The 25,353-nt window shown below is 27.6% G+C and carries 27 protein-coding genes and 1 riboswitch; of the genes, 26 read left to right on the forward strand and 1 reads right to left on the reverse strand.

Features of this window, described 5'->3' with window-relative positions:
• The first annotated feature begins 175 nt into the window (after positions 1 to 175).
• From OW729_RS10895 to OW729_RS10955, 13 genes are all read left to right on the forward strand, one after another.
• A complete protein-coding gene (locus OW729_RS10895; protein WP_268061535.1) occupies positions 176 to 514 on the forward strand; it encodes a YtrH family sporulation protein in 339 nt (112 codons plus the stop codon).
• Positions 502 to 981, forward strand: a complete 480-nt coding sequence (locus OW729_RS10900; protein WP_268061536.1) for a hypothetical protein — start codon at positions 502 to 504, stop codon at positions 979 to 981. The genes OW729_RS10895 and OW729_RS10900 overlap by 13 nt, the downstream gene beginning before the upstream one ends.
• 54 nt (positions 982 to 1,035) lie before the next feature.
• Positions 1,036 to 1,170 carry a hypothetical protein gene (locus tag OW729_RS10905; protein ID WP_268061537.1) on the forward strand — a complete coding sequence of 45 codons (135 nt, stop codon included), beginning with the start codon at positions 1,036 to 1,038 and terminating at the stop codon, positions 1,168 to 1,170.
• Positions 1,171 to 1,331: 161 nt separating this feature from the next.
• Entirely contained in the window at positions 1,332 to 1,541 is a 210-nt protein-coding gene (locus OW729_RS10910) for a stage II sporulation protein P (protein WP_268061538.1), read from the forward strand.
• A 279-nt stretch (positions 1,542 to 1,820) separates the two neighbouring features.
• Complete coding sequence (locus OW729_RS10915) at positions 1,821 to 3,134, forward strand: aspartate kinase (protein WP_268061539.1); 1,314 nt, start codon at positions 1,821 to 1,823, stop codon at positions 3,132 to 3,134.
• A 198-nt stretch (positions 3,135 to 3,332) separates the two neighbouring features.
• A complete protein-coding gene (locus OW729_RS10920) occupies positions 3,333 to 5,162 on the forward strand; it encodes a DUF2207 domain-containing protein (protein ID WP_268061540.1) in 1,830 nt (609 codons plus the stop codon).
• A 208-nt stretch (positions 5,163 to 5,370) separates the two neighbouring features.
• Positions 5,371 to 5,482: riboswitch (SAM riboswitch) on the forward strand.
• Between the two features lie 153 nt (positions 5,483 to 5,635).
• Positions 5,636 to 6,442, forward strand: coding sequence for a MetQ/NlpA family ABC transporter substrate-binding protein (locus tag OW729_RS10925; RefSeq protein ID WP_268061541.1), 807 nt, complete (start codon positions 5,636 to 5,638; stop codon positions 6,440 to 6,442).
• Between the two features lie 32 nt (positions 6,443 to 6,474).
• A complete protein-coding gene (locus tag OW729_RS10930) occupies positions 6,475 to 7,431 on the forward strand; it encodes a methionine ABC transporter ATP-binding protein (RefSeq protein ID WP_268061542.1) in 957 nt (318 codons plus the stop codon).
• Positions 7,432 to 8,076, forward strand: a complete 645-nt coding sequence (locus OW729_RS10935) for a methionine ABC transporter permease (protein WP_268061543.1) — start codon at positions 7,432 to 7,434, stop codon at positions 8,074 to 8,076. It abuts the gene before it with no gap.
• A gap of 80 nt (positions 8,077 to 8,156) precedes the next feature.
• Positions 8,157 to 8,972, forward strand: a complete 816-nt coding sequence (locus OW729_RS10940) for a MetQ/NlpA family ABC transporter substrate-binding protein (RefSeq protein ID WP_268061544.1) — start codon at positions 8,157 to 8,159, stop codon at positions 8,970 to 8,972.
• A gap of 270 nt (positions 8,973 to 9,242) precedes the next feature.
• Positions 9,243 to 9,887: a hypothetical protein gene (locus OW729_RS10945; protein WP_268061545.1), complete on the forward strand. Its 645-nt coding sequence runs from the start codon at positions 9,243 to 9,245 to the stop codon at positions 9,885 to 9,887.
• Between the two features lie 216 nt (positions 9,888 to 10,103).
• Positions 10,104 to 11,015, forward strand: a complete 912-nt coding sequence (locus OW729_RS10950; protein ID WP_268061546.1) for a LysR family transcriptional regulator — start codon at positions 10,104 to 10,106, stop codon at positions 11,013 to 11,015.
• Positions 11,016 to 11,294: 279 nt separating this feature from the next.
• Positions 11,295 to 12,275, forward strand: coding sequence for a YeiH family protein (locus OW729_RS10955; RefSeq protein WP_268061547.1), 981 nt, complete (start codon positions 11,295 to 11,297; stop codon positions 12,273 to 12,275).
• Between the two features lie 117 nt (positions 12,276 to 12,392).
• Here the strand turns inward: OW729_RS10955 and OW729_RS10960 are convergent, their stop codons facing one another.
• A complete protein-coding gene (locus OW729_RS10960) occupies positions 12,393 to 13,121 on the reverse strand; it encodes an HAD-IB family hydrolase (protein ID WP_268061548.1) in 729 nt (242 codons plus the stop codon).
• A 487-nt stretch (positions 13,122 to 13,608) separates the two neighbouring features.
• Here OW729_RS10960 and OW729_RS10965 point away from each other — a divergent pair, with 487 nt between their 5' ends.
• The 13 genes from OW729_RS10965 (at position 13,609) to OW729_RS11025 (ending at position 25,264) form a co-directional block, all read left to right on the forward strand.
• The gene (locus OW729_RS10965; protein ID WP_268061549.1) at positions 13,609 to 14,451 is read left to right on the forward strand and encodes a CvfB family protein; all 843 of its coding nucleotides are present in this window, start codon (positions 13,609 to 13,611) and stop codon (positions 14,449 to 14,451) included.
• Between the two features lie 10 nt (positions 14,452 to 14,461).
• On the forward strand, positions 14,462 to 14,881 hold the full coding sequence (locus OW729_RS10970) for a HutP family protein (protein WP_268061550.1): 420 nt from the start codon (positions 14,462 to 14,464) through the stop codon (positions 14,879 to 14,881).
• A 348-nt stretch (positions 14,882 to 15,229) separates the two neighbouring features.
• Entirely contained in the window at positions 15,230 to 16,171 is a 942-nt protein-coding gene (locus OW729_RS10975) for a Rossmann-fold NAD(P)-binding domain-containing protein (protein ID WP_268061551.1), read from the forward strand.
• A gap of 332 nt (positions 16,172 to 16,503) precedes the next feature.
• Positions 16,504 to 16,878, forward strand: coding sequence for a GntR family transcriptional regulator (locus tag OW729_RS10980; RefSeq protein ID WP_268061552.1), 375 nt, complete (start codon positions 16,504 to 16,506; stop codon positions 16,876 to 16,878).
• A gap of 3 nt (positions 16,879 to 16,881) precedes the next feature.
• Complete coding sequence (locus OW729_RS10985; RefSeq protein WP_268061553.1) at positions 16,882 to 17,733, forward strand: ABC transporter ATP-binding protein; 852 nt, start codon at positions 16,882 to 16,884, stop codon at positions 17,731 to 17,733.
• A 4-nt stretch (positions 17,734 to 17,737) separates the two neighbouring features.
• Positions 17,738 to 18,394, forward strand: coding sequence for an ABC-2 transporter permease (locus tag OW729_RS10990; protein WP_268061554.1), 657 nt, complete (start codon positions 17,738 to 17,740; stop codon positions 18,392 to 18,394).
• Between the two features lie 12 nt (positions 18,395 to 18,406).
• Positions 18,407 to 18,805 carry a DUF3592 domain-containing protein gene (locus OW729_RS10995; RefSeq protein WP_268061555.1) on the forward strand — a complete coding sequence of 133 codons (399 nt, stop codon included), beginning with the start codon at positions 18,407 to 18,409 and terminating at the stop codon, positions 18,803 to 18,805.
• 86 nt (positions 18,806 to 18,891) lie between these two features.
• Positions 18,892 to 20,037 carry a site-2 protease family protein gene (locus OW729_RS11000; protein WP_268061556.1) on the forward strand — a complete coding sequence of 382 codons (1,146 nt, stop codon included), beginning with the start codon at positions 18,892 to 18,894 and terminating at the stop codon, positions 20,035 to 20,037.
• 513 nt (positions 20,038 to 20,550) lie between these two features.
• Positions 20,551 to 21,561 carry an ABC transporter substrate-binding protein gene (locus OW729_RS11005; protein ID WP_268061557.1) on the forward strand — a complete coding sequence of 337 codons (1,011 nt, stop codon included), beginning with the start codon at positions 20,551 to 20,553 and terminating at the stop codon, positions 21,559 to 21,561.
• The gene (locus OW729_RS11010) at positions 21,561 to 22,475 is read left to right on the forward strand and encodes an ABC transporter permease (RefSeq protein ID WP_268061558.1); all 915 of its coding nucleotides are present in this window, start codon (positions 21,561 to 21,563) and stop codon (positions 22,473 to 22,475) included. The genes OW729_RS11005 and OW729_RS11010 overlap by 1 nt, the downstream gene beginning before the upstream one ends.
• Complete coding sequence (locus OW729_RS11015) at positions 22,438 to 23,232, forward strand: ABC transporter ATP-binding protein (RefSeq protein ID WP_268061559.1); 795 nt, start codon at positions 22,438 to 22,440, stop codon at positions 23,230 to 23,232. Before OW729_RS11010 ends, OW729_RS11015 begins: the two co-directional genes overlap by 38 nt.
• A 455-nt stretch (positions 23,233 to 23,687) precedes the next feature.
• Entirely contained in the window at positions 23,688 to 24,617 is a 930-nt protein-coding gene (locus OW729_RS11020) for a DUF6414 family protein (RefSeq protein WP_268061560.1), read from the forward strand.
• Positions 24,618 to 25,060: 443 nt separating this feature from the next.
• Positions 25,061 to 25,264, forward strand: coding sequence for a hypothetical protein (locus OW729_RS11025; protein ID WP_268061561.1), 204 nt, complete (start codon positions 25,061 to 25,063; stop codon positions 25,262 to 25,264).
• Positions 25,265 to 25,353 lie beyond the last annotated feature (89 nt).

Genomic DNA, 25,353 nt, shown 5'->3' on the forward strand with positions numbered 1-25,353 from the left:
TCTAGATTGTGCAATTGCTTGTAATTTAAGAATAATGAGGACACTAATATCATAATTTGTATAAAGGAATTTTTATCTGATCACTCACTACCAGAATTAATACTTCAATCATAAATGGAGAGATAAGTGGTGGTATGATTATTGATAAACTTATTCATACAAAGAGGTGAAGTTAGTGTCTAATTTTATATCAAGTAGTATATATAGTTTTTTAGTTGCTTTTGGAGTTATATTGGGAGGAAGTTTTTTTGGAGGGATAGGAGCATTAATAAATAATCATCCACCACTTAAAACTATGATAGATTTAGCAAATTCTATAAAAATATGGGCAGTAGCAACAGCATTAGGGGGGACATTCTCATCATTTCAATTAATAGAAGAAGGGCTTTTTAGAGGGCAAATAACTTCTCTTTTAAAACAGATAATATACATATTAGCTTCGCTAATAGGGGCAAATTTAGGTGTTAGGGTTATTAAATTGATCCAAAAGTGTGGGGACATATGGATAAGATGAGAAATAAGCATAAGTACTCTTTGTTTTTTATTCTTGGAGTTTTAATAGGGGCTATGATAGGTACAATAGTTATAAATATTTTAGTTAGCTATAGAATAGATAGTTATATAAAGGAGATTAAAAGTTTAAGAAAAGTTATAGAAGAAAAGGACACTAGGTTAGAAAAATTACAGCAAAATATAAATAATAAGAAAATAATAGTAAATGATATTCAGGTAGAAATTAAATATGAAGATGATAAAACAGAAGATGACATAGTTAAAATTACTTTAGAAAAACATATTAAGAATAAATTCAAATGTATGCTAGGAAAAGAAGTTAAAAATGTTGATGGAGAGATGTTAGTAGAAGTTATAGATAAAAGAATTATGAAGATAGATGGAAAGGAATATCAGATTAAGGTTAAAAGAATTATGATATCTCAAGTGATAAAATTTTGGATAGAAATTAAAGTAATAAAAGAATAATACTATGATAGAGTAAAAGAGGTTCCCTCATGTATATCTAAAGAAAGATTTGATATGCTTATTAAGTTAGAAGAAAATATATATAATCCTAACATGAAATCAATAGGAATAGGATGCGTTCATGAACCACCTATCGCAAAGGAGCATTTAAATGGTAGTTTGGGAGTATTTATAGTAACAGGTAAATAAGTCTATTAGGTAACTGGTGTGATCCAGTTAATGGATGATATTATTAGCAAAATTAATAATTCCTTTTGGACCAGCGACCCCCTTAAATATTTTAAATGCACATGAAATATTTTATACAAAGAACATTAATAAACTTGTGAAAGAAGGAATAAATAGCAAATTTGTTGCTAAAAGAAATTAAAAATAGTAGTTCTAATAAAATAAAGGTTGAAATATTTGAATTTAAAACAGGAAACTTATATTTTAATCAAGATTTATCAAATCATTCTCTACTTATTGAAGTTGGAAATAATAAGTCTAGTGATGATGATATTGAAAAGTGTACGAATGTACTAGTTTCAGCATTAAAAGCTATTTATATTAAAAATTAATTAGTATTAATATGAGTAGAAATTGGATAAATAAAAAAGTAAGAATGGAATTTTGCTAAGCAAAATTCCATTTTTGGGTCTTGAAATATTTTGTAGGTGTGATAATATTTATAAATATATAAATTTATCCGATGTCTAACCATCCTAATACTCTAAAGTGGGAACAAAGAATGGCATGATTCTGGATAATGTTTTCTAAGCTTCAACTAGGGTTTAAAATTCCATCTGAAGCCAAGAAATCTATTTATAGGGCAACATATATATGGGGGGAGAAGAAAAATGAATGACATTATTGTAGCCAAATTTGGTGGCAGTTCGCTTGCTGATGCTAACCAGTTTCAAAAGGTAAAAAAGATAGTTTTAGGTGATGAAAGAAGAAGGTATATTGTACCATCAGCACCTGGAAAAAGGCATGATAAAGATTATAAAATTACAGATTTATTTTATTTATGTCATGCTCATGTTCAGCAAGGAATTTCTTTCGATGAAGTATTTAAAATCATTGAAGAAAGATATAAACAAATAGCAAGTGAGTTAAATGTAACCTTAGATATAGGGGTGTATTTAAGGGAAGTAAAAAGAAAAATTGCCGAGGGGGCAACAGCAGACTATACTGCTAGTAGAGGAGAATACTTAAATGGATTAATCCTAGCAGATTTTTTAGGAGTAGAGTTTATTGATGCTTCAGAGGCTATATTATTTAGCAGATATGGGTATCTTGATTCAGAGGGTACTAAAAAAGCAATAAAAGATAAATTGAAAAATGTTAAAAAGGCTGTTATCCCTGGATTTTATGGAGCTATGCCTAATGGAGAGATAAAAACTTTTTCAAGAGGAGGCTCTGATATTACAGGATCACTTATAGCTCGTGATATGGAAGCTAGTCTTTATGAAAATTGGACAGATGTTTCAGGATTTTTAATGGCAGATCCTAGAATAGTTGATAATCCAAAACCAATTGAAAAAATTTCTTATAAAGAGCTAAGAGAACTTGCTTATATGGGAGCTACAGTTCTTCATGAAGAAGCAATTTTCCCTGCAAGAGAGGGAGGTATTCCAATCAATATAAAGAATACAAATGCTCCTCGAGATAGAGGAACAATTATTGTAAAAGATAATGGAGATAAGGATTTAGGAAATATTACTGGGATAGCAGGAAGAAAAGATTTTACTGTAATAGCTATAGAAAAAGCTTTTATGAATGCAGAAATAGGATTTGGAAGAAAAGTTCTTTCAGTATTAGAGACTTATGGAGTTTCATTTGAAAATATGCCTTCAGGAATAGATACTATATCTATAGTCGTTGAAGATTCTCAAATCGAAGGTAAATTAGATAAAGTAATAGAAGAGATAAAAAGACAATGTAATCCAGATGCTATACAGATAATTCCTAATATGGCTCTTATAGCAACAGTAGGTAGAGGTATGGCTAGAACTGTAGGTACATCACAAAAGATATTTACTTCTCTTGCAAAGAATAACGTAAATGTAAGAATGATAGACCAAGGATCTAGCGAGATGAATATAATAATAGGTGTAGAAGCTAAGGATTTTGAAAAAGCAATAAATGCTATTTATCATGCTTTTGCATAAATACGATAAAATATTTAATTTAAGTTAAATGCTAAAGAAACGAGTGGAAGATTTGATTTTTCCATTTGTTTCTTTATTTTTATCTAATAACTAAACAAAGTTATTATTTTAAGGTAAAATTAATATGATTAATGGAAATGACAATGGTATAATTGTGGTAATATATTAAGGAAAATCAATGGCTTTAGGGGGATTTAAATGAGAAAAATAATAAAGTTTTTAATCTCAATGTGTGTTTTAAGTTTAGTATTGGTATGCAATGTTTATGCTAAAGAGGAATTAAAAATTGATAGTTGGGATATAAAATCTAATGTTTTAGAAAACGGAGATTTAGTTATAAATGAAGATATAAGTTTTAGATTTTCAGATAAATTTAATGGAGTATTTAGAGATATAAAAATAAAGAATACATCTAAGGTTTCAGATATGAAAATCTATGAAAAAGTTAATGGAAAAGAAATTGAGTTTAAGCAAGTAGAAAAAGGAAGTAATGGGGATAATGGAGTTTATGAAATTAAATATCCTAGTAAAGACTATGCCTCTATAAAAATATTTTCGCCATCAAGGAATCAAGTTAAAACTTTTACTTTAAAATATAAAATATTAAATGAAAGTACTAAATACAAAGATACTGGAGAATTGTTTTATAAGTTTATAGGAGAAGAGAATAAAACACCAATAGACAAATTGAATATAAATATAAGTCTTCCAAAACCAGCTTTAAAGGATAAAGTAAAGATTTTTGCACATGGTCCTTTAAATGGTCAAATAAACTTTTCAGAAAAAGGATCTATAAATTTACAAGTAGATAACGTAAATTCTAAAAAATTTGTTGCGCCAAGGATACTCTTTCCAGTGGAATATATAAATAGATCGACAAATATAGTTAAGGAAAATGCTTATTCTAGGATTATGGATGAGGAGTTAAGTTATGCAAGTAGTGTTAAGAAAAAAATAGAGAATTCTAAAAAAAGAATGAGTGCTGCAAATTATGGATCTTTTGCTTTTATAGGAATAAGCTTGTTAATCACTTTTATTCTTTGTATAAAATTTAGAAGAAAACAAAACGGTAATATTGAAAATATTTATGGAATGATACCAGAAGATTGTACTCCAGCTGTTGCAAGTGTTATATATTCACATTATTTAGGAAGCAAAGATATAATTGCCACTATATTAGATTTGAGTAGAAAAGGTTATTTAAATCTTGAAGAAGTGGAAGAAAATGAGGAATTGATAACCCAAAAAGAAAGCAAAGTTAAAAAACAAAAAAAGGATAAAAACTACAAGATAATAAATAGTGGATATATAGGGGATAACTTATTGGAACATGAAAAGTTCTTTATTGACTGGCTTATAAATAAGATTGGAAATGGTTTTTTTGTAACATTGAATATGATACGTGAATATAGTAAAAAAAACACAGGGAAATTTACTGGTGATTATAAAAAGTGGGAAGAACTTGTTAGAAAATATGTTAAAGAAAATAAATATTATGATAATAAAGCAAAGCAAACAGGAATTCTATTGATCTTATTTAGCTTTTTTCAAGTACTACTGGGAATTTTGTTTATTGCATTAGGAAGTAATTATGGAATAGCTGTTTTGATTATAGGAATAGTATTTATAATATGGAGTATAGCTTTAATGTACAGGAAGAGTGATTATGGCTATGTTCAATATAAAAAATGGGCAAAATTCAAAGAAGAGATTAAAAAAGTTAAAGAATATAATATACAGAAGGAATTTTCAGAAAATTATATTGATGAATGTTTAATTTATGGAATGTCTCTAGGGCTATCTCAAAAGGAAATAGATAAATTTAAACCTTATATAATGTCATCTTCAGTTTATAGTAATAGTTATTTATATTGGTATTTCTTAAATTCAGATTCTAAAAATAATAGCTTTAATAAAAGTATAGATTCTGCATTTAATTCAGCTGTACCTTCAACTGGAAGTGGAGGAGGATTTAGCGGAGGAGGAGCAAGTGGTGCTGGCGGCGGAGGCGGTGCCGGTGGTTTTTAAACTAAGTTGTGGTTTAGCAGTTTTTATTTTTTATAATTCACAAAAAACTTAAAAATAAGACTGAAATTTATATTTGGGACATAATCACATGTGTTATATTAAGCCATTATCATATATCAATCAGAGAAATAAAACTAAAATTAGAAAAATTATCTTGACATTTGAAAAATACAAGTCTATAATGATATGCATAGTTAAAAATGAATACAGCTTATCAAGAGTGGTGGAGGGACTGGCCCGATGAAACCCGGCAACCGTTATAAACTTTATTGTTTATAAAATGGTGCTAAATCCTGCAGCTTTATGCTGGAAGATAAGGGTAAACGGGACTTTTAAGACCTAAGGTTATCCTTAGGTCTTTATTTTTTTACCCTAATAGGAATGACAAAAGGAGGAATGAGATATAAATTATCAATTAGGGCTATACTTTAAGAATTTTAAATGAAAATTAAATAAAAAGGGGGAAACGAAGAGTGAAAAGGGCAGTTTTCTGTTTTATAAGTATTATTTGTATTTTTGGCTTAATAGGATGTAGTAGTAAAGTAAGCGGAGAAAAGCAAGAAGATAAAAAAGTTATTAAAATAGGAATTACTCCTAATCCTTTTAAGGAAATTGTTGAAGAAATAAAACCTTTGGTTAAGGAAAAAGGATATGAGTTAGAAGTAAAAGAATTTACAGATTATATGACTCCAAATACTGCTCTTGTAGATAAGGAGTTAGATGTTAATTTTTATCAGCATATACCGTTTTTAAACAAATTTAACAATGATAAACATGCAGATTTGACTTATGCATCAAAGGTGTTTATAGCGCCTATAGGAATATACTCAAAAAAAATTAAGGATATAAAGGAATTGAAAGAAAATTCAGAAATAGGAATTCCTAACGATCCAACTAATGAAGCAAGAGCTTTAAAATTGCTTGCTAGTGCAGGTCTTATAAAAGTAAAAGATGGAGATTTTATAACAATTGTAGATATAACTGAAAATCCCAAAAAACTTAACATAAAAGAGTTAGATGCGGCGCAAATACCTAGAACATTAGATCAATTAGATATAGGGGTAATAAATACAAATTTCGCATTGGCAGCAAAATTGAATCCAGCAAAAGATTCTATTTACAAAGAAGCAGAGGATTCACCATATTCAAATATTTTAGCAGTTAGAAAAGAAGATAAAGATAAACCTTATGTAAAAGCACTATCAGAAGTATTGACTTCTAAGGAATTTAAGAAATTTATAGAAGATAAATACAAAGGTGTTTTAATACCTTCTTTCTAAATCTAAAAGCATGTCTGGAGGGGGGGACTAGATTGATACAAATTAAAAATGTAAATAAATATTTTTCAGATAAAAAAGTTTTAGATAATGTTAGTTTAGAAATTGAAAAAGGAGAGATATTTGGAATTATAGGACATAGTGGGGCTGGAAAATCAACTCTTTTAAGATGTATAAATGGCTTAGAAAGTTATGATGAAGGAAGTGTTAAGGTCAATTCTAAAGAAGTTAATAAATTAAAAGGAAGAGAATTAAGAGAATTTAGAAAAGATATAGGTATGATATTTCAGAACTTTAGCTTATTGACTAGAAAAGATGTTTGGCATAATGTAGCGTTACCTATGGAGACATGGAATTATGACAAAAGTGAAATAAATGAAAAAGTTAAAAAACTTCTAAAACTTGTAGGGCTTGAAGATAAGGAAAAGAGTATGCCAAAAGAATTAAGTGGTGGACAAAAGCAAAGAGTAGCGATAGCAAGGGCTCTTACTTTAGAACCTGATATACTTTTATGTGATGAAGCTACTTCAGCATTAGACCCTAGTACTACAAAATCTATATTAGAACTTCTAAAAAAGATAAATAAAGAATTAGGAATAACTATTATAATAGTAACGCATCAAATGGAGGTTATAAAGGAAGCTTGTGCAAAGGCAGCTTTAATGGATAGTGGAAAAGTTACTGATATTGGTAGTGTAGAAGAACTTTTTTTAAATCAGAGTAGTAATATGAAAAAATTACTAGGAGAAGAGGAGATTCTTCCAGATGAAGGTATAAATATAAGAATACTATTCCCAAAAGAATTTAGTGAAGGAACAATAATAACTAGCATGGCTAGAGATCTTAATATTGATTTCTCTATTGTTTGGGGCAAACTAGAGAGATTTGGAGAAGATGTTTTAGGAAGTTTAGTGATTAACATATCAGAAGATCAAAAGGGGCATGTGAGTTCTTATTTAAATAAAAAGGGCGTAAATTGGGAGGTGTTATAGATGGAGATTTATGAAATTCTTATTAAGGCTTTAGGGGAAACTTTATATATGGTTTTTATAGCTACTTTTATAGCTACTTTGCTTGGATTTATACCTGCAATTATTATGGTTATAACAGAGGAAAACGGATTAAATCCAAATAAAACTATATATAAAATATTCGATGTCGTTGTTAATATATTAAGATCTTTCCCTTTTATCATACTCATGATTGTTATTTTCCCTTTTACTAAGTTAATAGTGGGAAAAACAATTGGAACTACGGCAGCTATTGTTCCACTAACAATAGGTTCGGCACCCTTTGTTACAAGGATAATAGAGGGATCATTAAAGGAAGTCGACAAAGGACTAATTGAAGCTGCGAAATCTTTTGGAGCAAGTACTAGGCAGATTATTTTTAAAGTAATGCTTCCAGAATCACTTCCATCTATAATATCTGGTTTAACGCTTACAATAATAAGTGTTGTAGGGCTTTCAGCTATGGCAGGAGCAATTGGTGGGGGCGGACTTGGACAGGTAGCTCTTAATTATGGATATTATAGATTTGATACAAAGATTATGATATATACAGTTATAGTTTTAATAGTATTAGTACAACTTCTTCAAAGCATAGGAATGATTGTATACAATAGATTTAATAAATAGTTTAATACAAAAGTGGGGCTTAAAAAGGTATAATTGTAAATTTAAATAAATATTATGTAAACTTAAGGGGGCAAATATATATGAAAAAGAAAATATTATCAATTGTTTTAACATCTACTTTAATTTGTAGTTTAGTAGCTTTAACGGGTTGTGGAGCTAAAAAAGGAGCTGAAGTTAAAGAAAAAAAGAAGATTGTTATAGGGGCAAATCCAACACCTCATGCGGAGATATTACAAAAAGTTAAACCTATTTTAGAAAAGGAAGGATATACGTTAGAAATAAAAGAGTTCACAGAATATACTACACTCAATAAAGTCTTACAAGACGGGGAAATAGATGCAAATTATTTTCAGCACATACCTTATTTAGAACAGTTTAACAAGGAGAATAAAACGGATTTAGTTTATACAGTAAAAGTGCATATAGAACCTATGGCAATATATTCTAAAAAGATAAAAGATTTAAAGGAATTAAAAAATGGGTCTGTGATTGCTGTGCCAAATGATCCAACTAATGAGGCTAGAGCTCTTAAACTACTAGAAAGAGAAGGAATAATGAAATTTAAAGATGGGCAATTAATATCTAAATTAGATATTAAGGAGAATCCTAAGAATATAGAAATTAAAGAATTAGATGCAGCTCAACTTCCAAGAGTATTACAGGATGTAGATGTTGCAGTTATAAATACTAATTATGCTATTTCAGCAGGATTAAATCCTACCAAGGATTCTCTAGCAATTGAAGATAAGGATTCACCATATGCTAATATTATAGCCGTAAAGAAAGAAAATAAGGATAAAGAATATATAAAAGCATTAAATAAAGCTATTAATTCTGAAGAAATAAAAAAATATATTAAAGAGAAATATAATGGGACTGTAATACCAGCATTTTAGGATAGTAAGAATATTTGCTAGTTTCAATGGGGGTTGATTCTAGTTAAGATGTAGATATTGTATAAATAGGGGGCAAATTAACATATATAAACAAATAAAATGTATAAATAAGGATCTTATTTCAAATAATAACTAATAAGACTTTGTCTTAGGTATAGCCATCCTAGTATTGGGGTAAGGGTGGTTATAACCGAAGATAATAGACTCTAATCATGGGGTGAAGGATTATATTAGAATTAGAGTTCTGTTTATTTGAAAGGAGATTCTAATTTGAAAGTGATAAAAAAATTAAATCAAATTACTAATGAATATAATAATTTGGTTGCTTGTGACATAATAGAGAAGCATACTCTTTATTATATAGAAAATTATATAAAAGGGGATAATGATGGGAAGGATTTAATAGTTATTTTGGGCAATTTAGCTTTTTTATATAGAAAGAAGGAAATTCAAAATAAAAGAATAGTTGAATTTATCAAAAAGATATTCAATATATGTCATTATATAAATGAATATTTAGCTAAAAGAATAAGCAACTTTATGGAGATAATTTTAAATAAAAATAAAGAGTTAATTGAATTTTATATAAAAGAGATAGAAAATTTTAAAGGTAGAATAGATAGGGATTGTGTGGCTATTTTATATAAAGCTTCTATTCTACCTTCATTTAAAAATAAGCTTCCTGTAGATAAACTAGTTGAGAAGTTTAAGTATCCATGGAGAAGTTACTATGAAATTTCTTTATATCATTATTATTATAATGACAACATTAATTCCTTAAAGTATATTTTTAAAGCTTTAAACACTTGTCCTAAAAAATTAATAAATGAATATAATTCACGTAAACAATACTTAAAAAGTAAGCTAATTAAAATTAAACAAAAACAGCAAACTAAAATTTTTGATTTAATGTAAATTGATTTAGAATACTATAATTAAAGTACTTTAGAGTATGATAGCTATGGTATAAAATAAGTAATAATTATATAATGTATATATTAGTTTGTTTCATAATTTGATTTTTGAAAAATTCTTATTAATGTTGTAGCCACAGTAGATATTGGATAAAAATTTGATTTATAAATTATAGAGCATTCTAGTATACAATATTTAATTAATTAGGAGACAAATATGCTTGAAACACGATTACTTACATTTCTTACAGTAGCTAAAATAAAAAATTATACTAAGTCAGCTCAAATTTTAAATTTAACACAGCCTGCAGTATCTCAGCATATTAAATATTTAGAGGAGTATTATGGGGTGAAATTAATTAAGAAAACTGGCAGAAATGTGGATCTCACAAAAGAAGGCGAAGAGTTTTTAAAATATGTAAAAGAGATAGAATTTAAGGAAAGAGAGATTCTAAGAAAGTTTAAAAATAAATCTATTTTAGAAGGTACATATAATATAGGCGCTACATTAACTATTGGAGGATATGTTCTCCCTAAAATATTAGGAGAATATAAAGAAGAACATCCTAACATAGAGATAATTCTAGCTGTTAATAATACAAAAGAAATACTTAAAAAATTACTAAGAGAAGAAATAGATTTAGGTTTAGTAGAAGGACCTTTTGATAAAAATAAGTTTAAATATAAAAAGTTAAAAGAGGATGAACTTGTATTAGCATTTTCACCTAAACATGAATTTTCAAAAAAAGAATATGCTAAATTAGAAGATGTGCTTTCAGGAAAACTTATTTTAAGAGAAGAAGGTTCAGGAACAAGAAAATATTTTGAAAACACACTAATAAATGAAGGATATAATATAGAAAATTTTAATATATATATGGAAATAGGAAGTATTGATGCCATAAAAGCTATTGTAGAAGAAAATCTGGGGTATACAATTATATCTAAAGCTGCTATAGAAAGAGAGTTAAAAATGGGGGCTATTAAAACTTTACCTATAAAAAATAAAAAAATGAGTTTTGTTAATTTTTATAGAGAATTTAATTTTGTTTATCTACCTAATAAGATGAATGATTATATAAGTAATTTTATAGAATTTTGTTCTAATAGTTCTGCTAGAGAATTTTAGTAGGACTGTTTTTTATGAGAGAAGGTTTTTCCATAATTAATTTTTTAAGAGTATATTGATTATAATATTTTATTTATAGGTTCTGTTTTAAAGGAGTGTAAAAAACCTAATGTAAATTTCCTTTAATAGCCCTAAATACATTTATTTATAAATTATACAACAGATACAATTGTAATCTTAAATGTATAATATATAATAAAAATTTATACAACTATAATGAATTATAATTTTTATTTATAAAAGACCTTTGATATAATTTTAATCAGAGGTGATTAAAATATGGATAAAATAAAGAAAATGGTACCAGGAATAATTTTTGTATTAATAATTTCTATATTATCTATGTTCATAAATGATGCTATGAAGAATATCATCAATTTAGAAGCGTTAACAATAGGTATTATTATAGGGATAGTTTACAATAACACAATAAGAACTCAAAGTGTATTTAAAGAAGGTGTAAGTTTTTCTTTAAAGAAGCTCTTAAAGGTAGGAATAGTTTTGTTAGGATTCAAGCTTAATTTTAATTCACTATTAAAATTAGGTCCTAAAGTATTAATAATGGTACTTATATTTGTACCTTCTGTTCTAATATTATCTATATTATTAGGTAAGATATTTAAAACTGAGGGAAAATTAGCGCCATTGATTGGTGTTGGATCATGTATATGTGGGGCTTCAGCAGTAGTTGCTCTTGCACCAACAATAAATGCTGATGACGAAGACTCAGTAGTTGCGGTATCTATAGTTAGTTTTTTAGGAGCTATAGGGGTTTTAATATATTCTGCTTTAGCTGTAACAAGTAATATGACTGATTTGCAATATGGCGTTTGGTCAGGAATATCTCTTCATGGTGTTGCTCATGCCATAGCTGCAGCTTTTGCAAGAGGAGATGTATCAGGAGAAATAGGAACTTTTGTTAAAATGGCAAGAGTTGTAATGCTTGTACCAGTATCTATAGCTTTGGGACTTGCTTATAATAAAGATTCAGAAACTAGTAAAAAAGCTAAGTTCCCTATGTATGTATTATATTTTATAATAGCTGGAGCAATAAGTTCTACAGGAATTATACCTGATAATATATTGAAAGTATTAACTAAGTTAAGCAATTTATTTATACTAATGGCTATGGTTGGAATGGGACTTTCTGTAGATTTTAAGAGTATAAGAGACAAGGGAATGAAAGCATTGCTTATAGGTAGTATAATATTTTTAATAACTTCTGTGTCAACGTATTTTATTGTGAATATCATTGTGTAATTAAATAAAAAAATGGGGCTGTCGCATTAAAAAATTTACATAAAATATATTGGTTTGAAAGTTTAAATTTAATACAATATATTGTAGAATTTATTATTAGTTCGACAGCTCCATTTTTTATAGAGTGATAGAATCAGTTTTTAATTTATAAACCATATCTTTTCTTTCTACTATTATATTAACTTTTTGAGATATTTGATTATCCTCTGAAAGTTGAGTTAAAAGTTCTTTAGTTGGATTAATAGCAGTTGGATGTTTAACAGATTTTAACATTGAAAAATCTCCAGCAGTATCTCCATAAGCATAACTTTGATCTAAGTCTATATTGTATTTTTCAATAAAGTTTACTATGGCTTTATTTTTGTTTAAGCTATCCCACATAGGAATAATTTCTCCAGTATATAAAGAGTTTTTATCTACTAAATATTTTGTTCCTATAAAATCATCAAAATCATGTTTGATTGACATTTCTTTTACTAATTCTTCAGGGCTTCCAGATATAGTTATTATAATATGTCCTTGAGATTTATGCCATGCTATTCTATCTCGTGTATAGGTATAAACTCTATCTCCTTTTTGTTCAATCACCTTTTTTGCAATAAATTCTACTTGAGTTTTATGAAGTCCTTTAATTGCTTCTACATATATATCTGCCATTTTAACTAAGTAATCATCATAATTACCTATTCTTTTATCCCATTTCATATAATCTTCTCTTAAATTGTTGTACCAAGTTTCAGGTGGAATTATTTCTGATTTAATTAGTTTTTTAAATATTTCAGTTATCATACCTTCTCTATACAAAGTACCATCAATATCGAAAAATGCTGCAATACGTTTTCCCATATAAATTCATCTCCTTCCTATAGTACATATTGTATTCAAAATTTAAAAAAAGTTTTAATAAAGATTATACAATAAAAAGGTTAAATATACAATCAGTGGATACAAATTTTTATAATAGTTTATGCATTAAAATCTGTTTTAGCCAAATGAATATAAGCAGTTATTTTAATTTTGAATTATAGGGTAAAATATATAAATAGAAATATAGGATTTATCCGATGTCTAAACATTCTACATAAATGATATATAAATAAAAAATATAAAAAAGAGAAAAATAATAAGATAAGATTCAGTATTTAAAGTACACTTATTATAAAATATTATGTTTTTAAGTAATTGCTTATTTTGCTAATTTGAAAAACAGCATACTTTTAAAGTAAAGACTTGATAAGTTGACTAGAGTATTGTAGTGAATTAAAATAGAATAAGCTTAGATTATGGTATATAATTGATCTAATGATATTAACATAGAGAAGGAGAAAATCAAATGATTGAAATAGGAAAAATTCAAGTACTAAAGGTGGCCAAAATTTCAAAAATAGGTGCTTATTTAAATGCTGAAACAGATAATGAAGAGGATAATATATTACTACCAAACAATCAACTAGATGATAATGTACAGGTAGGAGATGAATTAGAAGTATTTATATATAGAGACTCCGAAGATAGGATTATTGCTACAAGAAAGAAGCCTTTAGTTGAGGTTGGTGAACTTGCCAAACTTGAAGTTAAAGAAACAACTAGTATAGGTGCATTTCTTGACATGGGTCTTGAAAAGGATTTGTTACTTCCTTTTAAAGAACAAAAATACAAAGTCATACCTGGTAATAAGTATTTAGTTGGAGTATATATTGATAAAAGTGATAGATTAACTGCTACAACTTATATAGCTAAATTTTTAAAAACCGATAGTGAGTATAAAAAACATGATAAAGTAAAAGGAACTGTTTATTCTGTTAATCCAGAACTAGGTGTTTTAGTAGCAGTAGACAATAAGTATAAAGGATTAATTCCTAAAAACTATTATTTTGAGAGAATAGAGGTAGGACAGGAAGTTGAAGCAGTAGTAACTAGAGTTAGAGATGATGGTAAACTTGATTTATCTACAAGAGAACCTGCATATAAGGAAATAAATAATGATGCAGAAATGATTTTAAACAAAATGGAAAGATATGATGGAGTACTTCCATTAAATGATAAAAGCAGTCCTGAAGAAATTAAAGATAGACTTAAAATTAGTAAAGCTGCTTTTAAAAGGGCTGTAGGAAGATTATTAAAAGAGGGAAAAATTGAGCAAACAGAAAGAGGATTAAAACTTAAAAAAATGTAGGGGTGAGAAAATGAAAGTAAATAGTGTTGAAGTCGCTAAAGCTTCCATAAAAATGGCCACATCAGACAGAACAGAAGAAAAAATGCTTCAAGAGCTTTTTAAGGAAAAAAACATTTTAACAGCTGCAGTAGATATAGGAGGAAATTTAAATAATTCTATTTCTAAAATTATGGAAAGAGCTTTGGTAGCATCTAAAAGAATGGGGATTATAAAAGACTGCCACATTCATGATGGAGCTGTAGTTGGAGCTGCAAGAGAAGCCATACTTCAAGTTTCAGCTAAAGCCAATGGTTTAAACTTAGGAGGCAAAATAGGTATTGCTAGATGTGATGAACATATAAGTGTATGTATTTTTGCAAGTATTGGTTTACTTCATTTAAATGAAGTAGTAATAGGACTTGGACATCGTTCTATACCAATAGATAAATAGGGTTTTCATTTCAGATTGAGTTTTTACTTAATCTGAAATGAAAAAGTTTTTAGAGAGGGATGTAACAAACCTTATTCGATATTAAAAATCTCAAAATTCCTACAATTTTATACTAAGATATATAAACAATGTGAGATGTAAATGTAAAAAAAGTTATTTACTAGTTAAAAATAAAGATTTTTATATTAACTATGTGGAAAAGATATAATAGTTTGAGCTAATAATTATTAAAATTGATAATTATTAGCTTTTTTTGAAAATTATCTGAATATTTAAGCGATTAATGTTATAATTTTATTAAATTAGAAAATAGAGTAATTTATAAAACTTTAAGAAGGAGGAGGGTATATGAAGTTAGGTTTTATTATTCCTAGTTTTTCAAATGAGAGAAGGGTGGCATTGCTTCCTAAGCACATAAAGAATTTTGAAAATGAAATATTTATAGAAGATAATTTTGGTATGAATTTGGATATAAGTAATGAAGAGTATGAGAAAGTAGGATGTACTATTTTAAAAAGAAAAGAGATATTTTTAGAATGTGATGCTGTATTTTCTCTTAAGGTTATAAAGGAAGAAGATTATAAATATATAAGAGAAAATCAAATGATAATAGGATGGACTCATCCTTTTGGCTCTGGTAAAGATTTTATGGATCAGCAGGGTAAGCCTAAAAGTTTAATCATAGTTGATTTAGATAATATACATCCATCAGTATTTTATAAAGATATTGAAAAACCTATAAATTGGATAAAACCAAATTTTATAAGAGATAACAGCTATATTGCAGGCTATTCTGCGGTAATTCATGCTATTATAAATTTCGGGTTAATACCAGATAACAATACAAGGGTAGCTATTCTAGGGTCAGGTAATGTATCACAAGGAGCTTTTAATGCTATAGCTAAATTTACTGATAATATAAGAATGTTTTACAGGAAAACTCTAAATGAATTCCAAGATTGTTTAGATGAATTTGATATAATAATAAATGGTATAGAGCTAGATTTTAATAAAGATAATCTCCATATAATCACTTTAGAACAACAAAAAAAATTAAAGAAACATTGTTTAGTAATAGATGCAGCAGCTAATGCAGGAAGAGCAATAGAAGGTAGTGTTAACACCTGTATAGACAAGCCTATATATGTAAAAGATAATGTTAATTATTATGTAGTTAATAATGCTCCCTCAATTTTTTATAGAACAGTCAGTGAAAAAATAAGCAAATCTTTTAGTGAAAATATATATAGTAAAGATGTTAAAATATTCAGAAATTTAGTTACTAAATAATTAAATTATTAATAAGAAAAATTATTAATAAAAAAAATTATTTTTCTACATAAATTATAGACGATGAGTGGCAAACACACAAAGTCAAAGTTAAAGTTCAATTCTAAAACCAAAGAGAGAAGTAAAGTATAAATATATGTATAAATTTAGAGTTACTAACTTAGTAGCTCTATTTATTTGCATATAAATAAAACAAATAAAATCACTAGCTAAGTTGGTGGTTATTTATTTTATGTAAAATTAGTTGCTTTAGATATTATTAGATTTTTTGACAAAAATGTGATTGATGTGTATAATGTGATGTAACAACATACACAGCTAGGAGGGATAAGTTGAATATTGTTCTTTCAAATACTTCAGAAAAACCTTTGTATCAGCAAATTAAAGAGCAAATAAAGTCATCAATATTAAAAGGTGAACTAAAAAATGGAGAGCTATTACCATCTATTCGTAATTTTTCTACGGATCTAAGGGTTAGTATATTAACTATTCGTAGAGTGTATGATGAATTGGAAAAAGAGGGATTTGTAAAAAGTCAGGCAGGTAAAGGAACTTTTGTATTAGCTGGGAATATAGATTTAATCAAAGATACAAAAAGATTAATGGTAGAGGATAAAATGTTTGAGATGGTTTCCACAGCAAAGACTATGGGTATAAGTAAAAAAGAGCTTATGGATATGATGGATATTATTTATGAGGAGGTATAAGTTGTGAGAGATGTATTAAATGTTTGCGGAGTTTCAAAAAAATTTAAAAATTTTAGCCTAAATAATGTATCTTTTCATATTGAAGAAAACTGTATCACAGGATTTCTTGGAAAAAATGGTGCAGGTAAAACTACATTGATAAAGATTTTATTGGGGTTATTAAAAAATGATAGTGGGGAAATTACATTCTTTTCAAACAAATATCAAGATGATGATTCTTTGATAAAAAATAAAATAGGTGTTGTTTTAGATGATGGATTTTTCTATGAAAATCTAACTCTAAATGAAATGAAAAATGTAATTGCTGCTTGCTATACTTCTTGGGATGAAGAAGCTTATGGAGAATACTTAAAAAAATTTCAATTAAATCCAAAGCAATCAATAGGAACTTTGTCAAAAGGAATGAAGCTTAAATATTCTTTGGCATTGGCTTTATCTCATGGTGCTGATTTTCTTATTATGGATGAGCCAACTTCTGGACTTGACCCAGAAATACGAAAAGAATTGATGGATATATTAAATGAATTTGTCCAAGAAGAAGGAAAAAGTGCATTTTTTTCAACGCATATTACTAGCGATTTGGAGCGATGTGCTGATGAAATCATAATTATTGATAAGGGAAAAATTGTAGAACAAGCAGGAAAAGATGATTTAATAGAATCCTATCGTTTAATAAAAGGTTCACTAGATGATTTAGAAAAAATAAAGGAAGTTCCTTTTAAAATACTTGATCAATCAAGGTATAGTTTTATAGGTATTACAAGAGAGTTTGAGGCAATGCAATCACTAAATTCTAATATTATTATGGAAAAAGCAAATTTAGAAGATATATTTTTAACAGTGGTAGGAGAGTGATAATGTGAAGGTAATTTACAGTCTATTTAAGAAAGACTTTTTACTAATAAAGAAGTATTTATTAACTATTATTATATTTATTGTGGTGGCTCCTATATTTATTTCATACAGAACCCCTGTATTTCAGAACAATGGAAATATTCTTTATGGTATATTAGTACTGATGATGACATTTATGGTGTATCATTCAGTATCTATGGAGGAAATGAAGCAAAAAGGTGAAATTTATCTTAGAATAACACCTATGTCAATTAAAAAAGTTATTATAGCAAAATATGTTGTTGTTACTTTTTCCTTTATAGTAACTACAATTTTATTTTTAATATTATCGAAGGTATCAATGACACATATAGGAAAAGTAGATATAAAAAATGTATTGCTGATTTCTGTATTAATAGAAATATTTTTTGGAATTTATATTCCTATGACATTTAAGTTTGGATATGTTAAATTACAAATAATTAGTACAGGCATAATGTTCATATCTCCATTTGTCATACCATTAATTGTAAAACATTTAGGAAATGGTATGTCATTAATAGCTAATATTCAAAATAGTTCCATCTGGATGGTTGCGGGTTTATCGTTATTGATAATATGTGCATCCATCAGCCTTGGTACTATGGCATCAAATAAGATTATTGAGAACAAAGAGTATTAGGATGGTGATTAGATGGAACAAAATGCACAAGCTATTTTAATTTTTGGAGTTGCAGCAGCATCTTGTATAGTGTATTCTATATATCAGTGTGTTAGCTTTATGAGGAATAAAGATAAAATAAGCTACACAATAGCAACAATAATTCATACAAATACTCTTGCACCAGAAACAATGAAAAGAAATAACTCTAGATGGGCTAGCGTAAGTTTTAGAGTAGAGGGAAAAGAGTACGTATCCTCAAACAGAATTCAAGTTCCCATGAATGCTTCTATAGGTGATCAAATAAAAATTGCTTACTATAAAGATAATCCTATAGAACTTTTTACACCAAGTTTGAAAAAATCAGGGATATTTTTTGTGATTGGTATTTTGTGTATAGTACTTATGATTTATATTAAGTATAATAGTTAAGTGTAGGGTATTTAGTATTATTTTTAGTAAATTAAAATTATTAGTATAGTTTTTGCTTGAAAAATTTTAGTGTATTGGGGATATTTATGAATAATGAGTCACAAAACAACAGAGTTAAAAATTTATTAAAAAAATTAATTACCATTATATTGTTTACAGGAATGGGTTCTATAATCGGTGTAATCATAGGAATGTTATCTGAAGGAGACATTTTTATGATTATAGCATGTTTTATTCTTTTTGGACTAGCATTTACACTACAATTAATTCTGCATGAAGTGGGACATTTAATTTGTGGAATCTGGTCTGGATATGAATTTGTATCTTTCAGAGTTGGAACTCTAACATTTATAAAAGAAAACAATAAAATAGTATTAAAAAAATTCAAAGTTATGGGAACAGGCGGACAGTGTCTTATGATGCCTCCAAAAGGAAATGGAGATGATTGTCCCTATATTCTTTATAATTTAGGCGGAATATTAATGAATTTTTTAGTATCATGTTTATGCATGATTTTGTATATGCTATTTCCTATGCCCAAATTAGTAGAATCATTTTTAATTTTAACTAGTATTAGTGGTATCTATGATTTAATTATGAATGGTATTCCTATGAAAGTAGGAGGGATTGCTAATGATGGATACAATATGTTTTCTATGAAAAATGATTCACTTTCAAGATATTCATTCTACATACAACTTAGAGTGAATGGGCTTCTTCATCAGGGAGTACGAATGAAGGATATGCCTATTAGCTGGTATAAGCTTCCTAGTGAGGCTGACTTAAATAATTCATTAATTAGTAGTGTGAAATGCTTAGAGGCCAGTTATTATCATGACAGAAAAGAATTTGATAAAGCAAAGGAATGTTATGAAAATTTATTAAATGATGCTCCTAATTTAATCAAGTTATTTAAAAATGAAATCAATTGTGAACTTATTTTTTACGAAATTATAGGGGAGTGTAGAAAAGAAATAATTGATCAGTTATATACTAAAGAATTAAAAAAGTATATAAAATTAACTGATTGTTATATAACAAGAAAACGCTTGATGTATGCTTATGCTTTGATAATAGAAAAGGATACAATAAAAGCAGACAAACTATTAAATGAAATTGAAGTAGTTAAAAAAACATATCCAGTTAAAGGTGAAGTTGAAAGTGAACTAGAAATAATAGATTATATAAAACAAAAGTATTTATATGATGGCAAAGAGCTATTATGTAAATGAAAAAATCCATAATCCTAAAACTATATAGCTTTTATTATTCACTGCTTAGAAAACTTTAGTTATAAAAAGTAGATAAACATATTTTTTAGTATGGCAAACTACAAAAGCCTATTGACAAACATATGATTTCATAGTAAAATATATACAATTTATCGTTAAACTTGTAGAATGGAAGATTTATTTTTGTATTATTGAAGTATGGTAGGAAAATAGTAGAATGGTAGAATAGTAGGAGATATAGAGTTTATAAGCGATGAGATATGATTGGGTATCTTATTGTTTTATAAGTGTATTTATGTATAATAAAACTCTCCTTAAGGAGAGTTTTTTGTTTAACAAATAAATGATGATTTAATAAAATTTATTTAAATTCTTTGATTAGATTTTAAAAATTAGCAACTTCAATAGAGTAAAGAGTTGCTTAAGAAATACTTAAATAAAGATTTTAAAATCAAAATTTATTTAAAATATATTCCATAAAGATAGATTTATTAAATTTAGGAGGATGGTAGTATGGTAGGAAAAAAATTTTCAGTTTTAATGGCAGGAGTATTACTAATAGGAACTTTATCTGGTTGTTCGGCTTCAAAGGAATCTAAAGCCGGAGAAAATGTTAAGAAAATAGGTATAACACAAGTTGTAGAACATCCTGCATTGGATGCTACAAGGGAAGGTTTTATAAAAGCACTAAAAGATAATAATTATATTGATGGGCAAAATATAAAAATTGATTACCAAAATGCCCAAGGAGATAATCCAACAACTCAAACAATTGCAGATAAATTTGTAAATGACAATGTAGATTTAATTTTTGCAATTGCAACTCCTTCAGCACAAGCGGCGTACAATTCTACTCAAAAGTTAAATAAAAATATTCCAATTGTAATGACAGCAGTTACTGATCCTGTTAAAGCAGGAATAGTTAAGTCTTTAGATAATCCAGGAACTAATGTTACAGGAACTTCTGATGCAGCGCCTATAGATGTTCAATTTAAACTTATAAAAAAGATAATTCCTTCAAGTAAAAAAATAGGAATACTTTATAATACTAGTGAGGTTAATTCAGAAGTACAAGTACAAGAAGCAAAGGATAGTGCATCTAAATTTGGGCTAGAGATAATAGCACAAGGTATTACTGCAGAAAATGAAATTCCTCAAAGTTTACAGTCAATTTTAGGTAAAATAGATGTATTACTTGTAATAAAAGATAATATGGTAGCTTCTGCAATAACTACTGTTACAAAGCAATGTTTTGAAAAAAAGATACCAGTTATAGGGACAGAAAGTGCTCATGTAAAGGGTGGAGCATTAGCAACAGAAGGAATTGACTATGAAAAATTAGGTTACCAAACAGGACTTAAAGCGGTAGAAATTTTAAAAGGTAAAAAACCATCAGAAATACCAGTAGAAATGCAAAAAGAAGCAACAATAGTTATAAATAAAGATTCCGTAGAAAAGTTAAATATAAAAATTCCAGAAGAAATTTCTTCAAAGGCAGAAATGATTTCTGGAGGTGAAAAGTAATGGCAGGTTTTTTGTTAAGTGTACTAGAACAAGGGTTGATTTTTTCTATAGTCTCATTAGGAGTATATATCACTTATAAAATATTAGATTTTCCTGATTTGTCAGTAGATGGAACATTCCCTTTAGGTGCAGCTGTTACTGCTTTGTGTCTTTCCAAAGGTATAAATCCTTTTGTAGCATGTTTTTTGTCAATAATAGCGGGAATGTTAGGTGGAATGATAACTGGATTACTTCATGTTAAGCTAAAAATAACGAACCTTTTATCTGGAATATTAGTAATGATAGCTCTGTACTCAGTAAATTTAAGGGTAATGGGAAAGTCTAATGTATCTTTCTTTAAATTCAATACAATTTTTACAGAAACAAAGTTTATAAATTCAACTATTGTAATTGCTATATTTGCTTTAGTTATTAAATTGTTCCTAGATTTATTTTTAAAAACTAAAATGGGATTTATGTTAAAGGCAGTAGGAGATAATGAGCAACTTGTCACTTCTTTAGCAGTTGATAAGAGTACGGTGAAGGTAATGGGTCTTATGATTTCTAATGGTATAGTTGCTTTAGGGGGATCTATAATGGCACAACAGCAGGGGTATGCTGCAGTAGCAATGGGAACAGGAACTGTGGTTATAGGTCTTGCGTCAGTAATACTTGGAGAAGCTGTTTTTAAAAAGTTCTCATTTGTTAAGGCAACTACTATGGCATTAACAGGAGCAATTTTATATAAGTTGGCTATTGGGGCTGCACTAAGATTTGGGCTTCCACCTTCTGATTTGAAATTAATGACTGCTCTTATAGTAGTTGTAGTATTAGGAGCTAATAATGCAAGTTTTGGATTTAGTTTCGGGAAAAAAGAGGTTAAAGGAGGGGATATTGTTGTTAGAAATAAGGAATCTATACAAAGTGTTCAATAAAAACACAGTTAATGAAAATATAATTTTTAATGAGCTTAATTTAAAAGTAAATAAAGGAGATTTTATAACTATAATAGGAAGTAATGGAGCTGGAAAATCTACATTATTGAATGTTATATCTGGAACAATATCTCCAGATGACGGAAATATAGCTTTAGAAGGGAAAAAAATATCAAATTTATCGGAGTATAAATGTAGTAAATTTATAGGAAGAGTGTTTCAGGATCCTTCAAAGGGAACAGCACCCTCGATGACTATTTTAGAGAATATGTCTATGGCATATAATAAAGGGAAAAAATTTGGACTAAGTTTTGGTGTGGATAAAAAAAATATTCCTTATTTTAAAAAATTACTTTCAAAGCTTGATTTGGGACTTGAAGACAAACTTAATACTAAGGTAGGACTATTATCTGGAGGGCAAAGGCAAGCACTTACTCTTATAATGACGGCTATGTCAGAACCTAAACTTTTATTATTAGATGAGCATACGGCAGCATTAGATCCAAAAACTTCAGAAAAAATAATTGAAATTACAAAAGAAATTGTTGAAGAAAAAAATATGACAACTCTTATGATAACTCATAATTTAAATCATGCTATAAAATTGGGAAATAGACTTATAATGCTACATGAGGGAGAGGTTATTTTAGATGTAAGAGGGGAAGAAAAAAAATCTCTTACAATGGATAAACTTCTTCAATTCTTTGAAGCTAATAGAGATAAAGACCTTTTAAGTGATAGAGCACTGTTTGCATAAAGAATAATATTGCGATGTAATGAATAAGTGCTAATCCCATCGAGCTATAGCTTTGAGTGTTTACTAGCTCTTTTGGTTAGTGCAAGAATAAGACTATAATGAAAAATAAAATTTTCATTATAGTCTTATTCTTTTACTTAATTTAAATTCGAACAGAAGGGTTGTTGTTAATCAAATAATTTGCATTAATGATTTTTACACTATCTTGAGTGCTTAACCAATACATAATAGCTTTTAATACTTCAAAACCGAATCCCTTTATGAAAAATCAACAATTTATTAAAGGATAGTATATATTTGGTTTAAAAATTTTGTAACATAAAAAAGAAAATACTCATTAAAAATGATAATGTTCACAGTAAATGGATATGGATCAAAAAGAGAGAAAGACTAAGATATTAAAATAAATATTTATGAATAAGTATGTATAAAGTATAAATTTCGGAGGAATATTGATGAGTGTAAATGCAGATATACCAATTTATATGAACAAAGACTTAATGTTGGATATATATTCTATATCAATAGATGGCTATATAGAAAGTAGAGCAATAAGATGTATAGAAGATAATATAAATAATCTAAAGGTACAGAATTCGTGTAAAGACGGAAAAAACTCTGGCAAAAAGAAGGCTAATAATAACAAGGAGAAAAGTTTGGCAAAAGATATATCTACAAGTTATAATAATGAATTTGTAACAGGTGTGGATGCTAGAAGAAGTACTAGAAATGAAATAAGTATAAAAAAAATATATACTAATTTTCAGCTATTTAACAATTTAAAGGATATTATGATTAGAGAAAATTCATTAGTAAGTATACAAAAAAGAGATATTGCCACTGGAAATATCTTTTATGATAAATATACAGAAGTTGAAGGAAGTATATCTTCTATATCTACAGTATCTCAAATAAGCTGTATGATAGACACTTTAGAAGCTTATGGCTGTAAAGATTTGGATACGCTACTCAAGGACAAAAAAGAAAAAGGCTTAAATAATTATTCTGTAATATTAACACAGTTAAAAAATTTAAATAACTGTTTAACTAAAAATAGTACTGTGAGTATGATAATTGACTGCTATGGTTTTGAAATGGTTTTGAATGTAAATCTAAATAATTTTTTAAATAAAAGTACTTATATGTATGATTATGTAGGATGTTATTGCAAAGTATTATGTAAAATTATTAATACAGTAAATGAAAATGAATACATAGATTTATTATGTAAAACTTGTATGAGTGATTATTACAATAAATTTTTAGATAATATGTATCCATACTTAGATATATTATCTGAAAACAATATTTTAGTGCCAAATGAAATTACTACAAAAATAGAGGGACCAGCTGTTGAGGCTATACCAATTTCTATATATGTTTAAAAGTTATGATTTATTTTTACTATAATTTTAACGAGTAACAGTTTTTATATATGATAAGTATTATATAATATGGGTACTTATTGAATAATTAGTTAAGGGAGGGGGCAACAGTAAAAACATATTTAGGTGTAAATATAAATGAGTGTGAATTTTTAGGACAAGGATGTGAGGGAAAAGTATATCTGACTCCAGATGGATATGCTCTAAAAATATTTAATAATGAAAAGAAATGTAAAAATGAATATCGTATATTAAAGGCGGTAGAAAAGAGTGAGTTTTTCCCTAAAGTAATAAAGTATAGTGGTAGGTGTATTTTAAGAGAATATGTAGGTGGAATAAAAGTTAAGAAATATATTGAGAAAAATGGACTTTCCAAAAAACTTTCATTAAATTTAATAAACTTAATTGAGGAATTTAAAAAATTAGGATTTAAAAGATTAGATATGAGAGGAGAACATATATATGTACAAGAAGATGAATCTATTAAGGTTATAGATCCAAGAAAAAGTTTTACTAAAGAAGTATTAATACCTTATGGCATAATAAAGGTTGTAGATAAAACAGGTGAATTAGATAAATTTGTAAAAGTATTAGTTATTTATCGACCTGATCTAGCTATTAGTTGGATGAAGGCTATAAATAGATAATTTATGAGAGTTGTATTCTAAAAAAATTGTTGAGTTCTTATGATTTAAAATTAGTTGCAATTATAACGAACTCAACAATTTACTGATTT

Origin of the sequence: Clostridium brassicae, from assembly GCF_026738875.1 — a bacterium.
Lineage (GTDB): Bacteria > Bacillota > Clostridia > Clostridiales > Clostridiaceae > Clostridium_H > Clostridium_H brassicae.

What these genes read in the sequence shown, in the direction of transcription:
- OW729_RS10900 (WP_268061536.1), top strand. Translation starts at nt 502, where the DNA reads ATGGATAAGATGAGAAATAAGCATAAGTACTCTTTGTTTTTTATTCTT.
- OW729_RS10905 (WP_268061537.1), top strand. Translation starts at nt 1,036, where the DNA reads ATGCTTATTAAGTTAGAAGAAAATATATATAATCCTAACATGAAATCA.
- OW729_RS10915 (WP_268061539.1), top strand. Translation starts at nt 1,821, where the DNA reads ATGAATGACATTATTGTAGCCAAATTTGGTGGCAGTTCGCTTGCTGAT.
- OW729_RS10920 (WP_268061540.1), top strand. Translation starts at nt 3,333, where the DNA reads ATGAGAAAAATAATAAAGTTTTTAATCTCAATGTGTGTTTTAAGTTTA.
- OW729_RS10935 (WP_268061543.1), top strand. Translation starts at nt 7,432, where the DNA reads ATGGAGATTTATGAAATTCTTATTAAGGCTTTAGGGGAAACTTTATAT.
- OW729_RS10940 (WP_268061544.1), top strand. Translation starts at nt 8,157, where the DNA reads ATGAAAAAGAAAATATTATCAATTGTTTTAACATCTACTTTAATTTGT.
- OW729_RS10950 (WP_268061546.1), top strand. Translation starts at nt 10,104, where the DNA reads ATGCTTGAAACACGATTACTTACATTTCTTACAGTAGCTAAAATAAAA.
- OW729_RS10955 (WP_268061547.1), top strand. Translation starts at nt 11,295, where the DNA reads ATGGATAAAATAAAGAAAATGGTACCAGGAATAATTTTTGTATTAATA.
- OW729_RS10960 (WP_268061548.1), bottom strand. Translation starts at nt 13,121, where the DNA reads ATGGGAAAACGTATTGCAGCATTTTTCGATATTGATGGTACTTTGTAT.
- OW729_RS10965 (WP_268061549.1), top strand. Translation starts at nt 13,609, where the DNA reads ATGATTGAAATAGGAAAAATTCAAGTACTAAAGGTGGCCAAAATTTCA.
- OW729_RS10970 (WP_268061550.1), top strand. Translation starts at nt 14,462, where the DNA reads ATGAAAGTAAATAGTGTTGAAGTCGCTAAAGCTTCCATAAAAATGGCC.
- OW729_RS10975 (WP_268061551.1), top strand. Translation starts at nt 15,230, where the DNA reads ATGAAGTTAGGTTTTATTATTCCTAGTTTTTCAAATGAGAGAAGGGTG.
- OW729_RS10995 (WP_268061555.1), top strand. Translation starts at nt 18,407, where the DNA reads ATGGAACAAAATGCACAAGCTATTTTAATTTTTGGAGTTGCAGCAGCA.
- OW729_RS11000 (WP_268061556.1), top strand. Translation starts at nt 18,892, where the DNA reads ATGAATAATGAGTCACAAAACAACAGAGTTAAAAATTTATTAAAAAAA.
- OW729_RS11005 (WP_268061557.1), top strand. Translation starts at nt 20,551, where the DNA reads ATGGTAGGAAAAAAATTTTCAGTTTTAATGGCAGGAGTATTACTAATA.
- OW729_RS11010 (WP_268061558.1), top strand. Translation starts at nt 21,561, where the DNA reads ATGGCAGGTTTTTTGTTAAGTGTACTAGAACAAGGGTTGATTTTTTCT.
- OW729_RS11020 (WP_268061560.1), top strand. Translation starts at nt 23,688, where the DNA reads ATGAGTGTAAATGCAGATATACCAATTTATATGAACAAAGACTTAATG.
- OW729_RS11025 (WP_268061561.1), top strand. Translation starts at nt 25,061, where the DNA reads ATGAGAGGAGAACATATATATGTACAAGAAGATGAATCTATTAAGGTT.